General features: G+C 67.2%; 13 protein-coding genes. 3 read left to right on the plus strand and 10 right to left on the minus strand.

Annotation, left to right across the window (positions count from 1 at the left end; translation table 11 throughout):
• Nucleotides 1-20: 20 nt before the first annotated feature.
• The 3 genes from ACYQML_RS09715 to der all read left to right on the plus strand — a co-directional run bounded on the left by ACYQML_RS09715 (nt 21) and on the right by der (nt 2891).
• Nucleotides 21-626: an NnrU family protein gene (locus ACYQML_RS09715; protein ID WP_056432356.1), complete on the plus strand. Its 606-nt coding sequence runs from the start codon at nt 21-23 to the stop codon at nt 624-626.
• Between the two features lie 127 nt (nt 627-753).
• Nucleotides 754-1467, plus strand: coding sequence for a tetratricopeptide repeat protein (locus ACYQML_RS09720; RefSeq protein ID WP_461235423.1), 714 nt, complete (start codon nt 754-756; stop codon nt 1465-1467).
• 65 nt (nt 1468-1532) lie between these two features.
• Complete coding sequence (gene der / locus ACYQML_RS09725; RefSeq protein ID WP_056432361.1) at nt 1533-2891, plus strand: ribosome biogenesis GTPase Der; 1359 nt, start codon at nt 1533-1535, stop codon at nt 2889-2891.
• 3 nt (nt 2892-2894) lie between these two features.
• On the opposite strand, the gene ACYQML_RS09730 is transcribed toward der, so the two are convergent.
• The 10 genes from ACYQML_RS09730 to ACYQML_RS09775 all read right to left on the minus strand — a co-directional run bounded on the left by ACYQML_RS09730 (nt 2895) and on the right by ACYQML_RS09775 (nt 14452).
• Entirely contained in the window at nt 2895-4019 is a 1125-nt protein-coding gene (locus tag ACYQML_RS09730) for a carboxylate-amine ligase (RefSeq protein WP_461235424.1), read from the minus strand.
• 55 nt (nt 4020-4074) lie between these two features.
• On the minus strand, nt 4075-4482 hold the full coding sequence (locus tag ACYQML_RS09735; RefSeq protein WP_056432367.1) for a dihydrofolate reductase: 408 nt from the start codon (nt 4480-4482) through the stop codon (nt 4075-4077).
• Between the two features lie 172 nt (nt 4483-4654).
• Entirely contained in the window at nt 4655-5395 is a 741-nt protein-coding gene (locus tag ACYQML_RS09740; protein WP_461235425.1) for an SDR family NAD(P)-dependent oxidoreductase, read from the minus strand.
• 8 nt (nt 5396-5403) lie between these two features.
• Nucleotides 5404-6894 carry an amidophosphoribosyltransferase gene (gene purF, locus ACYQML_RS09745; protein ID WP_018045057.1) on the minus strand — a complete coding sequence of 497 codons (1491 nt, stop codon included), beginning with the start codon at nt 6892-6894 and terminating at the stop codon, nt 5404-5406.
• 180 nt (nt 6895-7074) lie between these two features.
• Nucleotides 7075-7674 carry a CvpA family protein gene (locus ACYQML_RS09750; RefSeq protein WP_419951895.1) on the minus strand — a complete coding sequence of 200 codons (600 nt, stop codon included), beginning with the start codon at nt 7672-7674 and terminating at the stop codon, nt 7075-7077.
• Nucleotides 7675-7804: 130 nt separating this feature from the next.
• The gene (gene radA, locus ACYQML_RS09755; RefSeq protein ID WP_207413177.1) at nt 7805-9241 is read right to left on the minus strand and encodes a DNA repair protein RadA; all 1437 of its coding nucleotides are present in this window, start codon (nt 9239-9241) and stop codon (nt 7805-7807) included.
• A gap of 188 nt (nt 9242-9429) precedes the next feature.
• Complete coding sequence (gene alr, locus ACYQML_RS09760) at nt 9430-10539, minus strand: alanine racemase (protein ID WP_461235426.1); 1110 nt, start codon at nt 10537-10539, stop codon at nt 9430-9432.
• Nucleotides 10540-10862: 323 nt separating this feature from the next.
• Nucleotides 10863-12350: a replicative DNA helicase gene (locus ACYQML_RS09765; protein ID WP_056254796.1), complete on the minus strand. Its 1488-nt coding sequence runs from the start codon at nt 12348-12350 to the stop codon at nt 10863-10865.
• 406 nt (nt 12351-12756) lie between these two features.
• Nucleotides 12757-13320: a 50S ribosomal protein L9 gene (gene rplI / locus ACYQML_RS09770; protein ID WP_056140488.1), complete on the minus strand. Its 564-nt coding sequence runs from the start codon at nt 13318-13320 to the stop codon at nt 12757-12759.
• A gap of 67 nt (nt 13321-13387) precedes the next feature.
• Nucleotides 13388-14452: a hypothetical protein gene (locus ACYQML_RS09775; protein WP_461235427.1), complete on the minus strand. Its 1065-nt coding sequence runs from the start codon at nt 14450-14452 to the stop codon at nt 13388-13390.
• Nucleotides 14453-14649: the final 197 nt, after the last annotated feature.

The following is a 14649-nucleotide window of genomic DNA, read 5'->3' on the forward strand; positions in this document are numbered from 1 at the left end:
GCTCGATTCGAAGGCCCTTCATGCTCATCCTCATCCTCGGCCTCGTGCTGTTCCTCGGCACGCACGCCTTCTCCATGCTGAGGGCCAAGCGCGCGGGCGTCATCGACGAGGTCGGCGAGAGCCGGTTCAAGCTCGGCTATACCGTGCTGTCGATCGTCGGCATCGTGCTCATCGCCTATGGTTTCGGACAATACCGCGCGGATGGCTACATCCAGGTCTGGAACCCGCCGGTCTGGACGCGCCATCTCGCGCTGCTGCTGACGCTCCTCGCCTTCATCGCCCTGGCCTCCGCCTACCTGCCCGGCCACATCCGGGCGCGGGCCAAGCACCCGATGCTGCTGGCGGTGAAGATCTGGGCGACGGCCCATCTGCTCGCCAATGGCGATCTCGGCTCGATCCTGCTGTTCGGTAGCTTCCTCGCCTGGGCGGTGATCGCCCGGATCAACGCCAAGCGCCGCGCCCTGTCGGCTGGCGCGGTGGCCGCCCAGCACGGCGCCGTCGCAGCCCCGGCCGGCTGGCGCAACGATGCGATCGCAGTCGTTGTCGGCTTCGTCGTCTGGTTCGCCTTCGCCAAATATCTCCACCCGTTGCTCATCGGCGTGGCGGCCTGGCCGGGGCAGGCCTGAGACCGGTCGCACTCACCGCTCGCCGCTCTCCAAGCTATCCAGTCGCCAAGCCGGCTGCGCTGTGCTACGCGCCGGGCTTGGATTTTCCTCAAGGCCGTCGATCGTATCGCGGTCGGCGTGAGACGATATGGCCGAGAACAACGAGTTCATCCGCGAGGTCAACGAAGACTATCGCCGTGATCAGGTCGCCCGGATCTGGAAGCGCTACAGTGGTCTGATCATCGCTGTTGCGATTCTCGTCGTGGCCGGCGTCGGGGGCTATCGCTACTGGCAGCACGATCAGCGCGTTCGTGCGGAAGCGGCGTCGGAGAAGTTCGAGGCCGCCAATCGTCTCGCCAAGGATGGCAAGGGTACGGAGGCCGACAAAGCCTTCGAGGCGCTGGAAGCCGATGCACCGGGCGGCTACCGGATGCTGGCCCGGTTCCGCTCCGCCACCGAGACCGCCAAGCGCGACGCCGCCGCCGGCGCGACCGAGTACGATGCGCTGGCCGCCGACACCAAGCTCGGCGATGGCCTGCGCGACCTCGCCCGCCTGCGCGCCGCCCTGATCCGCCTCGACCAGCAGAATCCCGATACCGCGCTCGCCAGTCTCCAGGGGCTCGCCGCCCCGACCCGCGCGTTCCGCCACACCGCTCGCGAAATGCTCGGACTCGTGGCGCTGAAGCGCGGCGAATACGATGCCGCCGGGCGCTGGTTCGACCAGATCGTCGCCGATCCGCAGACGCCGGCGAACCTGCGCCAGCGTATCGAGGTCTATGCTGCCCTCGTGGCCGGCGGTCCGGTCACGGTGACCGCGGCTCCCGCTTCCGAGCCGGCCGCACCCCCGCCCGTGACGCGCTGAGCCGAATTTCGGCACGACGCCTGCACGACGAATTTTCTCCGTACGACGACTGAATCGAGACCACCATGGACATGCCGACCGTCGCTATCGTCGGACGGCCGAATGTCGGCAAGTCGACCCTCTTCAACCGTCTGGTGGGCAAGAAGCTCGCCCTCGTGGACGATCGCCCCGGCGTGACCCGCGACCGGCGCGAGGGCGACGTCAACTTCGGCGGATTGGTGTTTCGCATCATCGACACGGCGGGGCTCGAACAGGCCGATGCCGATTCGTTGCTCGGCCGCATGCGCGCGCAGACCGAAGCCGCGATCCTCGAAGCCGACGTCGTGCTGTTCGTCATCGATGCCCGTGCCGGCATCCTCCCCGCCGACCAGCCTTTCGCCGAACTGGTGCGCCGGGCCGGCTGCCCGGTGGTGCTCGTCGCCAACAAGGCCGAGGGCGGCACCGGCCTGTCCGGCGCTTACGAGGCGTTCTCGCTCGGCCTCGGCGACCCAATCCCGTTCTCGGCCGAACATGGCGAGGGTATCGGCGAGCTGCATGACGCGCTCACGGAGGCTCTGCCCAAGCTCGACGACGAGGAAGAGGGATACGACGACGACCCGTCGAATCGCTCGCTGAAGGTCGCCATCGTCGGCCGCCCCAATGCCGGCAAGTCCACCCTCATCAACCGGATGCTCGGCGAAGAGCGCCTGCTCGTCGGGCCCGAGGCCGGCATCACGCGGGATTCGATCTCCCTCGACTGGGAATGGCGCGGCCGCCGCATCAAGCTCCACGATACCGCCGGCATGCGCCGCAAGGCCCGCATCGACGACAAGCTCGAAAAGCTCGCCGTGTCGGACGGCCTGCGCGCCGTGCGCTTCGCCGAGGTGGTGGTGGTGCTCCTCGATGCCACGATCCCGTTCGAGAAGCAGGACCTGACCATCATCGATCTCATCGAGAGCGAGGGCAGGGCCGTGGTCATCGGCCTCAACAAGTGGGATCTCGTGGCGGACCAGCCCGGCCTGCTGAAGAAGCTACGGGAGGATTGCACCCGGCTGCTACCGCAGGTGCGCGGTGTCTCCGTGGTTCCGTTATCGGGGCTTGCCGGTGACGGCATCGACGCGCTGATGAAGGCCGTGACCGAGACCTTCGAGGTCTGGAACCGCCGCGTCTCGACCTCCAAGATCAACGATTGGCTCAGCGCGGCGACCCAGCGCAACCCGCCGCCGGCGGTGGCCGGCCGCCGCATCAAGATCCGCTACGCCACCCAGGTGAAGAGCCGCCCGCCGCACTTCGCCCTGTTCGGCAACCAGCTCGACGGCCTGCCGAAATCCTACACGCGCTATCTCGTCAACAACCTGCGCGAGGCCTTCGACCTGCCCGGCGTGCCGATCCGGCTGTCTCTGCGCACCTCGAAGAACCCGTTCGACAAGGACAACAAGGGCTGAGCCTCACGACCCGCAGGTCGTTTCGCTCAGCCAATCCACCACGTCGTCCAGTCCCTGACGGTTGGTGCGGCCCTTCTCGCGCGCGGCTTCGAACACGGCGATCTGACGGTCGGCGCTGGTGCCCTTCGCCACGATGGTGCGGGCGCGCTCGACCTCCGCGCCGCAGCCGAGCGCATCGGCATCCGCATCGATGAGAGCCAGGACCTTGTCGAGGGCGTCGGCGAAGGGGAGGGCATCCTCACTGGTTTCGTCGATGATCTCGGCCTCGGTGCCGCTGCGCTGGGTGCGCCAGAGGTTTTCCTCGGCCAGGGCGAGAGAGACACCGTCGAGATCGGCGTTGAGGTCCGGCTGGCGCACCACGCAGCGCACGAGGCAGCGGAAGAGTGCCGCCACCGTGAGAGCATCCTCGAGCCGGGTGCAGGAATCCGCCACGCGAAGCTCTAGCGTGGGAAACTTGATCGACGGACGAAGCGACCACCACAGGAAGCTGGCATCCTGGATCGAACCGGCCTTGGTCATGATCCGCAGGTAGCGCTCATATGCCTCCGGATCGGAGAAGAGCTGCGGCAATCCCGTTCGGGGCAATTCGCCGAAGGCACTCAGGCGGTAGGCGGTGAGCCCCGTCGGCTTGCCCTGCCAGAACGGGGACGAGGCCGAGAGCGCGAAGAGCAGGGGCTGGAACGGCAGCAGCCGGTTCATCAGGTCGATCCGGGCCTCGGGATCGGGCACTTCCACATGGACATGCATGCCGCACATCAGGCTGCGGCGGCCGGCGAGACCCACATCCTTGAGGATGCCGCGATAGCGCTCGCCCTTCGTCGGTAATTGCCGCGCCCAATCCGCCACCGGATGGGTGCCGGCGGCGAAGACCATAAGCTCGTGTTTCTTGGCCAGCCGGCCGAGGGCATCGCGCTGCCCGGCCAGGATCTCTCGCGCCTCGCTGAACTCCGTGGAGGGCGGGGTGCAGACCTCCACCTGACACTGCAACATCTCGCGCCCGATCTCGGGCAGGCGCTCGCTCGCTTCGGTATGGAACGGCTTCACCGACCGCCGCGGCGTCCCTCGCGTCTCGGCATCGGCCAGGAAGTATTCCTCCTCGATGCCGAAACGGTAGCTATGCGCGGTCATGCCATCATCCTGCGAGCGACCTCCATCAACTCGTAGGGCGAAAGGTCGTTGCTCCTCAGCTTCGCAATGCGCCACCCACCAGCCAGGCCGGATCGAACCAGCGGTCGGCCTCGCCGTCATAGGGCAGGCGGGTGATGTCCCAGTTCTGGATGTACTTGGCGTAGACGTTCCAGACCGTGATGCCGCCGCCGACGAAGATGCGCCGGCCCGGATAGCGCTTGAGCACCTCTTCCGGGTCCTCGTGGCTGCGGATGACGTCGATGGTACGGTCCTTGAAGGCGAAGTCCGGCACGGAGGCCACGGTCTTCGGCCCGGCGATCAGCACGTGCCCCATGGTCAGGGCGAAGAAGCGCGTCACGTCCTCGACGAAGAGCGGATCGGTGTTGCCCTCCCAGGGCAGGTGCCCGTTGAGGCCCAACTGGCCGCGCAGGCCGATGGCGCAGATGCAGCGAACGTCGATCATGATGGAAACCTCAATGAAGGCGGGTCACTCCCGCCACCGACCTCATCCTGAGGTGCCGCGAAGTGGCCTCGAAGGAGGGCTCCAGACCGCACTGCGAGTCCTGGAGCCCTCCTTCGAGGCCTTCGCAGCACCTCAGGATGAGGTCGCGGGCAGGTTATGGGTGACAGAAAAGCTAAGCCGCCATCTGCGGCGTCAGCACCCGGTCGCTGGGGAAATCGTAGATCTTGCCCGATTGATCCCAATCCGGGCTCGCGAGACGCACGAAATGCGGTGCGAGGTCGTCTGGAGTCTTCAGTGTCGTCTCGTCCTCGCCCGGCATCGCCGCCTTGCGCATGGAGGTGCGGAGGGGGCCGGGATTAAGCAGCATGGCCTTGATCGGCGTGGTCTCGGTCTCCGCCGCGTAGGTGCGCACGAGGGCGTCGAGAGCGGCCTTCGAAACCGAGTACGGCCCCCAATAGGCCTTGCATTTCTGCGCGGCGCCGGAGGTGACAAAGATAGCGCGGCCCGCATCCGACTTCCGCAACAGCGGGTCGACGGAACGGAGCAAGCGCCAGTTGGCGGTGACGTTGATGTCCATCACCTGCGTCCAGGTCTTGGGCGTCACGTGGCCGAGGGGCGTCAGATTGCCGAGGATACCGGCATTGCCCACGATCACGTCGAGCTTCTGCCAGCGCTCGTAGATGCTCTGGCCGAGCCGGTCGATCGCGTCGAAATCGGTCAGGTCGAGGGGGACGAGTGTCGCGCTCGATCCCGCCTGCCGGATCGCGTCGTCCAGTTCTTCCAGTGCCCCTTGCGTCCTGGCAACGGCGACAATGTGAGCCCCGGCCTCGGCCAAGGCCAGGGCCGCCGCCCGGCCGATGCCGCGCGAGCAGCCGGTGACGAGGGCGATGCGGCCGTCGAGAGGCTTCGTCATGGGTCGGATCAATCCGCTTCGGCGAGCATCGCGAGACGCTTCGGCCCGGCGATGGCGAGGTCGGTCAGGCCGGTCGGGTAGTCGCCCGTGAAGCAGTGATCGGTGTATTGCGGGCAGGATTCATTCCGGCTCTCCTCGCCCATGGCCTTGTACAGCCCCTCGATCGACAGGAAGGCCAGGGAATCAGCGCCGATGTAGCGGCGCATGCCTTCGAGGTCGTGGGTGGCGGCGAGCAGCTTCTCGCGCTCGGGCGTGTCGATCCCGTAGAAATCCGGATAGGTGATCGGCGGCGAGGCGATGCGGAAATGCACTTCCTTGGCACCGGCCTCGCGCATCATCCGCACGATCTTCACCGATGTGGTCCCGCGCACGAGGCTGTCGTCCACGAGGACGATGCGCTTGCCTTCCACCACGGCGCGGTTGGCCGAATGCTTCATCCGCACGCCGAGTTCACGCACCGACTGGGTCGGCTGGATGAAGGTGCGCCCGACATAATGGTTGCGGATGATCCCCATCTCGAAGGGCAGGCCGGTCTCCTGCGCGAAGCCGAGGGCTGCCGGCACGCCGGAATCCGGCACCGGGATAACCACATCGGCGGCGGTGGCGGATTCGCGGGCCAGTTCGTGGCCGATATTCTTGCGGACGGAATAGACGCTCTTGCCGTTCACTACGGAATCCGGCCGGGCGAAGTAGATGTACTCGAAGATACAGGGGCGCATGGGCTGCGCCGGCGCGAACCGGATCGATTCGATGCCCTCCTCGGAGATGACGACGATCTCGCCGTTCTCCACGTCGCGGATGAACTTCGCACCGATGATGTCGAGCGCACAGGTTTCCGAGGCGAGGATGTAACGGCCGTCGAGTTCGCCGATGACCAGCGGGCGGATGCCGAGGGGATCGCGGGCGCCGATGAGCTTCTTGTTGGTGAGCGCGACGATGGCGTAGGCGCCCTGGACCTGCCGCAGGGCTTCGGTGAAGCGCTCGACGATGAGGGGCGCGCGGCTGCGGGCAGCGAGGTGCAGGATCACTTCCGTGTCGGAGGTCGACTGCGTGATCGCGCCGTCGCGGACGAGGTCGCGGCGGATGGAGAGGGCATTGGTGAGGTTGCCGTTATGGGCCACCGCGAGGCCGCCGCTGGCGAGTTCGGCGAAGAGCGGCTGGACGTTGCGGAGGATCGTGCCTCCGGTCGTCGAGTAGCGCACGTGGCCGATGGCGGCCGAGCCTTCGAGATGCTCGATGGTGGAACGGTCGGAGAACGAATCGCCGACGAGGCCGGGCCGGCGTTCGGAATGGAAGATGTGCCCGTCGAAGGAGACGATGCCTGCCGCCTCCTGGCCCCGGTGCTGGAGGGCGTGGAGGCCGAGCGCCACGATGGCGGAGGCGTCCGGATGGCCGAAAATGCCGAAGACGCCGCACTCTTCGCGCAGCGTGTCCCCGTCCCGGTCCAGCCCATCCACCACGTCGACCGAATGGCGGGCGCTCGCGCTGCGTGCTGACATCTGGTTCTGCGATCCTAAGGTGGCCCGCCGCTGCCGGTTTCGGCACCGTCCACGGACCGGCTTGCATCCTGCGACCGTTTTATGACGACGGCTGCTTCCTGCAAGAAGCCGTCATTTAGTCGGCCTTGGTTCCGCAACCAAGCGGCTTGCCACGCAGATCAGACGCGCTGCGTGAGAAGGTCAGCGTCGTGCGGGCGACTCAGTCCGGCGTTGCGCGGGCGCCGTATCGCCCTCACCGGCCGGCTCGACCGGGTCCGCCGTGCCGTCGCCCTTGGCTTTCTTGAACTGCTTCAGGAACCCTTCCGGGTTCTCCGGCAACTGGGCCACCAGCGCGTCGCCCGATTTCTCGAGCATCGGGCGGCTGCGAGCCTGCGCCGCCCAATCAGGCATCTTGCCCTGGACCAGCCAGGCCAGGAACACCCAGCCGATCACGCAGATGAGGAATCCGCGCCCCGCGCCGAAGACGAAACCGAGGGACCGGTCGATTGCGCCGATGCGCGAATCGAGGATCATGTCGGAGACCTTCACCGTGATGATCGACACGATGACGAGAGTGAGGAGGAAGATGGTGGCGATGGAGGCCACCAGCGCCACGGTGGCATTGGAGACGTGCTGGCTCACCGTGGGCAGCAGCAGGGGATAGAGCTTCCAGGCCACTGCGGCGGCGGCGACCCAGGCGACGATGGCGAGAACCTCGCGCGTCGCGCCGCGGACGGCGGCCAGAAGGGCCGAGATGACGACGATGCCGAGAACGGCCAGATCGAGAACGGAAAACGGCATTGATTGGTATGGTCGCACGGGGCAGAGGGGCTGACGATGGCCTGCTCGTGCGGCTCCCCCTCGCCGCCGCGCCTGTATATCGTGCGGAAACTCGGCCGTCACCCTCCGGTACGCCCTCCCTTCGCGGGCCTCACTCGTCGTCTTCGTATTCGTATCGCGCCGGGTTGCGCTCGGGCCGGCCGCGTTTGGGCGCGCCGCTGGCGATGCCGGCCACGAGATCCGCAATGTGGCGCAGGGCTTCCGTAGGCAAGGAATTGTCGCCGACCTCGTTGCGCCCCTGTGGCGTGACGGCTTTGGCGAAGCCGAGCTTCAACGCTTCCTTCAAACGCGATGGTGCCTGCGCCACCGGTCGGATCGCTCCAGAGAGACCGATCTCGCCGAAATAGACGGTCTCGCCCGGCAGGGCCGCGCCCGACAGCGACGAGACCAGGGCGGCCGCTACGGCAAGGTCGGCCGCCGGCTCCGTGATGCGCAGGCCCCCTGCGACATTGAGATAGACGTCGTGGGTGCCGAGCCGGATACCGCCATGAGCCTCCAGCACCGCGAGCACCATGGACAGGCGGTTGGGATCCCATCCGACCACTGCGCGGCGCGGCGTGCCGAGGGAGGAAGGCGCCACCAGGGCCTGGATCTCCACCAGCAGGGGCCGCGTGCCCTCCATGCCGGCGAAGACCGCGGTGCCCGGTGCCGCATGGTCGCGCCCCGCGAGGAAGAGCGCCGAGGGGTTTGGCACCTCCGCGAGGCCCCGATCGGTCATTTCGAACACGCCGATCTCGTCGGTGGGGCCGAAGCGGTTCTTCACCGCCCGCAGGATGCGGAAGTGATGGCCTTGGTCGCCCTCGAACGAGGCGACGGCATCGACCATGTGCTCCACCACGCGGGGACCGGCGATCTGTCCGTCCTTCGTCACGTGGCCGACGAGGATCACCGCCGTCCCGGTGGTCTTGGCGAAGCGGATCAGCGATTGGGCCGAGGATCGGACCTGGGTCACCGTGCCGGGGGCGGATTCCACCGTCTCCGTCCACATGGTCTGGATCGAATCGATGATGGCGAGTGCCGGTGGGCGCCCCTGGCTCAGGGTCTCGACGATATCCTCGACATTGGTCTCGGCGGCGAGATCCACCGACGCGCTCGACAGGCCGAGGCGCTCGGCCCGCAGCCGCACCTGCGCCACCGCCTCCTCGCCGGAGATGTAGACCACGCGCTCACCCGTCCGCGCCATGGCGGCGGTGGCCTGCATCAGCAGGGTCGACTTGCCGATGCCGGGATCGCCGCCGAGCAGGATCACCGAGCCGCGCACGAAGCCGCCGCCGGTGACCCGGTCGAGTTCGCCGATGCCGGAGGGAATGCGCGGGGCCTCGCGGGCCTCGCCGGTGAGCCCTTCCAGAGGAAACACCCGCCCCCGCGCCCGGCTCGGCCGCGTCTTGACCGGCCCGGCCTGCGGACCGCTCGCGCCCGTTTCCTCGACGATCGTGTTCCAGCCGTTGCAGGCTTCGCAGCGCCCGCGCCAGCGATTGTAGACGGCGCCGCAGGATTGGCAGACGAAGGTCTGGTGGATCTTGGCCATGATCGCCTTTTGAGGAAGCACGGACGACAGTCTGCGGCCATCCAACCCGCGCCCTCATCCTGAGGTGACCGTGCCAGCGGGCCTCGAAGGAGACCTCCAGGGCCGGCGGCGCCATCTGGAGTTCTCCTTCGAGGCCTACGCTTCGCTTCGGCACCTCAGGATGAGGCGGTGGATTTGGAATCGCCGGATCAGTCGGTAGACTCTACATAATGACGAACATATCGTGAACCAAGGCCGGTCAGGATTTCGTAGCCGATGGTGCCGGCGGCGTGGCCTACACTGTCCACATCGAGGGAATCACCGATGAGAACCGCCGGTTCGCCGCGCCGGGCGCTGGGCGCATCGGTGACGTCGAGGATGATGAGGTCCATGGAGATCAGGCCGACGATGGGGCAGGGCACCCCGCCGACGAGGGCATGGCCGCGCCCGCTCGCCGAGCGCGGATACCCGTCGGCATAGCCGATGGAGAGGGTGGCGAGCCGTCGCGGACCGGGAGCGGTCCAGCGGGAATTGTAGCCGGCGCTGTCCCCCGTCTCCACGTCGCGGATCTGGGCGATCCGCGCTTCGAGGCGGACGACCGGCCGCATCGGGTTCGACCGCCACGGCATCGGGTTGCCGCCGAACAGGGCGTAGCCCGGCCGGAGCATGTCGTTCGCGATGCCTGCGCCGAGATAGCAGCCGGAAGAATTCGCGAGCGAACCCGGAATGCCCGGAAAGGCGCGGCGTACCGCATCGAAGTCCTCGCACTGGCGTCGGTTGATCGCCTCGTCGGGCCGTTCGGCACTGACGAGATGGCTCATGAGCAGGTCGATCCCCGCCGCTGGGATGATCGGGTCTCCGGCGAGAGCCAGGGCTTCGGGGACTGTCAGGCCGAGGCGGTTCATACCCGTATCGATGTGAAGGGCCGCGGCGAGCGGTCTCCCCGCCTCTGCACCCAGCGCCACCCATTCCTCGAGTTCCTCGCGCGACCCGAGGACCGGGCGCAGGGTATGTGCGGCGAGGATGGGGCCGCTGCCGGGAGCCAGGCCGTTGAGGACATAGATCGTGGCTTCCGGCAGGAGCGACCGCGCGGTGACCGCCTCGCTCGCATGGGCGACGAAGAACGTCCGGCAGCCGGCCTGCCACAGGACCGGTGCGACCACGGCCAGACCGCAGCCATAGGCGTCGGCCTTCACCACGGCGGCGCAGGGGATATGCGGGGCCTGCGCGCCGAGCCGGCGCCAGTTCTCGGCGATGGCCGCGAGGTCGATGGTGAGGCGGGCGCCGTGAATGGCGGCCTCCGGATGAGCGATCGACATTGCAGGATCTCGTTCGAGCGCGGTGATGGGGCAGTCTCCGCTGCCTGCAAATCTCATGTGAGGAAGCGGAGTCTACCGTCTCTCGCAGGGTGGACCATAGAGTCGACGGTCTCTGTAGCGCCCTTCGCTCCTCAGGGCCGCGCTAAAGGATTTACATCCGCTCTTTCAAGCGGGCCGTGTCCATCTCAGCCTTGTGGCGAGAGGTTAGGAGCGGGGGTGATTGGGGGCCCCTCGATTGGCTGAGGCTAGGGGACCGATCCCCGCCTCCAACTCCTCCCCACAAGAAGGAAGAGGGTCACCCTCACTCGGCGGTATGGAACCGATTACATGCGCTCCGGCATCCGGTCTTCGCTGGCCAGATCCGAGAAGCGCGTGATGTTGGCGTCGAACTGCAGCTCCACCGTGCCGGTGGGGCCGTGGCGCTGCTTGCCGAGGATGACTTCGGCCTTGCCGTGGACGCGGTTCATCTCCGCCTCCCAGGCGAAGAATTCCTCGGTGCCTTCGCGCGGCTTCTTGTTGTTGACGTAGTATTCCTCGCGGAACACGAACATCACCACGTCGGCGTCCTGCTCGATCGAGCCCGATTCGCGAAGGTCGGAGAGCTGCGGGCGCTTGTCGTCGCGGTTCTCTACCTGACGCGACAGCTGCGACAGGCCGATGATCGGCACCGCGAGTTCCTTGGCCAGCGCCTTCATACCGGTGGTGATCTCGGTCATCTCCTGCACGCGGTTGTCGCTGCGCTTGCCCGAACCGGAGAGCAGCTGCAGATAGTCGATGATGAGGAGGTCGAGACCCTTCTGGCGCTTCAGGCGGCGGGCGCGGGCGGCGAGCTGCGCGATGGAGATGCCGCCGGTCTGGTCGATGTAGAACGGGATCGTCTGCATGTCCCGGGCGGCATCGGTGATCTTGTAGAAGTCCTCCGGCCGGATGTCGCCGCGGCGGATCTTGTAGGACGGCACGCCCGATTGCTCGGCGATGATGCGGGTCGCCAGCTGCTCGGCCGACATTTCGAGGGAGAAGAACCCGACGATGCCGCCGTTCTTGGTCTCGATCCGCCCGTCGGGCTGCTTCTCGCCCCGATAGGCCTTGGCGACGTTGAAGGCGATGTTGGTCACCAGCGAGGTCTTGCCCATGGCCGGGCGGCCGGCGAGGATGATCAAGTCGGAGGATTGCAGACCGCCCATCTTGGCGTCGAGATCCGACAGGCCGGTGGCGATGCCCGAGAGCTTGCCGTCGCGCTGGTAGGCCTTGGCGGCCATGTCCACGGCGGCGGTGAGCGCATCGGAAAATTTCTGGAAGCCGCCATCGTACTTGCCCGATTCGGCGAGCTCGTAGAGCCGGCGCTCGGTGCCCTCGATCTGGTCGCGGGGCGAGGATTCCACCGGTGCTTCGTAGGCACCGTTGACCAGATCCTCGCCGATGGTGATCAGCCGGCGGCGAATGGCGAGATCGTAGATGGTGCGGCCGTAATCACCCGCATTGATGACAGTGGTCGCCTCAGCCGCGAGGCGGGCGAGATACTGCATCACCGTCTGGCCGCCGAGATCGGCGTCACCGAGATAGGTCTTGAGCGTGATCGGGGTCGCGAGCTTGCCGACCTTGATCAGCGAGGCGGCGACCTCGAAGATCTTGCGGTGGACATCCTCCATGAAATGCTCGGGCAGGAGGAAGTCCGAGATCCGGTAATAGGCGTCGTTGTTGACGAGGATCGCGCCGAGCAGCGCCTGTTCCGCATCGATGTTGTGGGGCGCGACGCGGAACTCCTGCGTGACGCTCTGTAGGTTTGCCGTCAGGGCGTTGGGCAGGGCCATGGGCTGACTCGAGGCTCCGACTTCTTCGACACCGCGCGGCGATTCCGTCGCCGCATCATTCCGCTACCGCACGACCATGGCCCAGGCATGGTTAGCCGAACCTTAGCCGAATCGCGCGACGCGCCTTTCGCGCCGCCCCTCTCACCTCATCCTGAGGTGCCCGCTTCAGCGGGCCTCGAAGGAGGGCTCCAGAACCCACCGCGCGAACTGGAGGCCTCCTTCGAGGCCTCCGCTGCGCTCCGGCACCTCAGGATGAGGTGATCGGACGGGACGGAGTGCGTGTGACCGAACACGAAAAACGCCTGCCACCCCTTTCGGGATGACAGGCGCTATGCTGGAACAAATCGGGAACCAGTCAACCCCTTCGGGCGACGATCCCCGTTCTCCACCGCTCTCGCGGGGATGCTTACTCGCGGTCGTCACCGGCCTCGGCGAGAGCGGCGCCGACTTCGAGGCCGAGGTCGTCGAGGTTGAACGCCTCACGCTCGGTGGTCGATTCGCCGCGGGCCTGACGCTCGGCCTCTTCGGGCGAACGGGCGACGTTGACGGTGACGGTCACCTCGACCTCGGGGTGCAGCACCACCGGCACGTTGTGCAGGCCCAGCGTCTTGATCGGCTGGTTGAGGGCGAACTGATCGCGGCCGACGGTGAAGCCCTCGGCGGTGACGACTTCGGCGAGATCGCGGGTGGAGACCGAACCGTAGAGCACGCCGGTCTCGCCCGACTGACGGATCAGCACGAAGCTCTTGCCCTCGAGGGTCTCGGCGACGGACTGGGCCTCGGTCTTGCGCTCCAGGTTGCGGGCTTCGAGCTGCGCGCGCTGGGTCTCGAAGTGCTTCTTGTTGCCGGCGGTGGCGCGCAGGGCCTTGCCGCGGGCGAGAAGGAAGTTGCGGGCGTAGCCCGGCTTCACGTTCACGGTCTCGCCCATCTGGCCGAGTTTGGCGACGCGCTCGAGGAGGATGACTTCCATGATCTTGGTCCTTGCTGGGGTGGGGTGTGTCGAGAGAGATCCGGCCGCGTGATGCGGGAGACGGGCCTCAGGTTCGTCCGGCGTCCTCCTTGGGACGGCGCCGGTTGAAGGCGGTGTCGGCGAGGCCGAACAGCGTCAGGGCGAAAAGGGCGACGCCCTGCGTGAAGAACAGGATCAGATAGAGCCCGAACAGGAGGGCCATGCGTCCGGGCCGGCCGCGGCTGCGGTCGTGGAAGGCGGCGAGGCCCTGCATGGCGAAGGCGGCGGTCAGTGCACCGATGAGGCAGATGCCGAGGACGCCTGGATAGCCGGGCACCAGGGCCAGCACGAAGGCCGCTCCCAGGATGCCGAGGACGGAGCGCGGCATCGCGGTTGAGGGGATGTCGGGCCAGGGCCGAGGCAAGCGGCCGGAAATGCGCACGATCCGGCCCGCGGCCCAGAGATAGAAGGTGAGCAGCACGGCAAGACCCTGCGTCGCCAGTCCGGGGGCGATCGTCGCCAGGGCATCCGCCACCGCGTTCTGCTGGTCGCTGCCGGGTTCGGCGGAGGGCGCCGTCTTCGTATCCGATTCCGCCTGGGTCGCGGGTGACTCTGTGGGCGTGGGACTCTCGGAGGCCGAGGGATTCCCCGTCGTCGAAGGGGTTCCTGCAGGTGCAGCGGCGGGGGGCGTCGCACGGGTCTTGCCCTGCATCGTCACCAGCGTGCGCGTCATCCCGCGCAACTGGGTCTGGAAGGTCTCGAAGTTCGGCGACGCGATGACCGCGATGGCAACGAAGGCGAGCCCGGCCGTGCCGGCGGTCCAGGCGAGAAGCCGCCCGGTCGGGTACCATTCCATGGTGCCGTCGGCATTCGAACGGCCGAGCAGGGCGAGATAGGCCAGCCACCAGGCCGGCAGCGCCAGATAGGCGAGGAAGCCGAGGCCGAGGAAGGGCTGCAGAAAGGAGAGCGCGACGGCGCCCGTGATCGCAGCGACGAGGGCTGCCTTGTGGCTCCAGCCGAGGCCCACGATCAGGATCGGGAGCGGGGCGAGCAGATAGAGAACGATCGACAGCAAAGTGCCCTTCAGCAGGACGCCGAAGAGGAGTGCGGAGACGAGGCCCGCGCCGATGCCGATACCGAGAAACTGTGTCATCGATCCCGCTGTCCCGCTGTCCCCGAAAAGGGCAGGGTTAGAGGCGTTTCATTTCGCCCCAACGACGTCCGGCAGCCCGCATGCGGCCGGTACGAGTGCTTCCTCCGCCTTGCGGGGAGGGATCGAGGGTGGGAGTGGCGCCGCCAGCCTTCACAGGCCGAAGTCCACCCCCACCTCCAACTCCTCCCCACAAGGGG

It is taken from the genome of Methylobacterium sp. CM6244 (genome assembly GCF_054817885.1).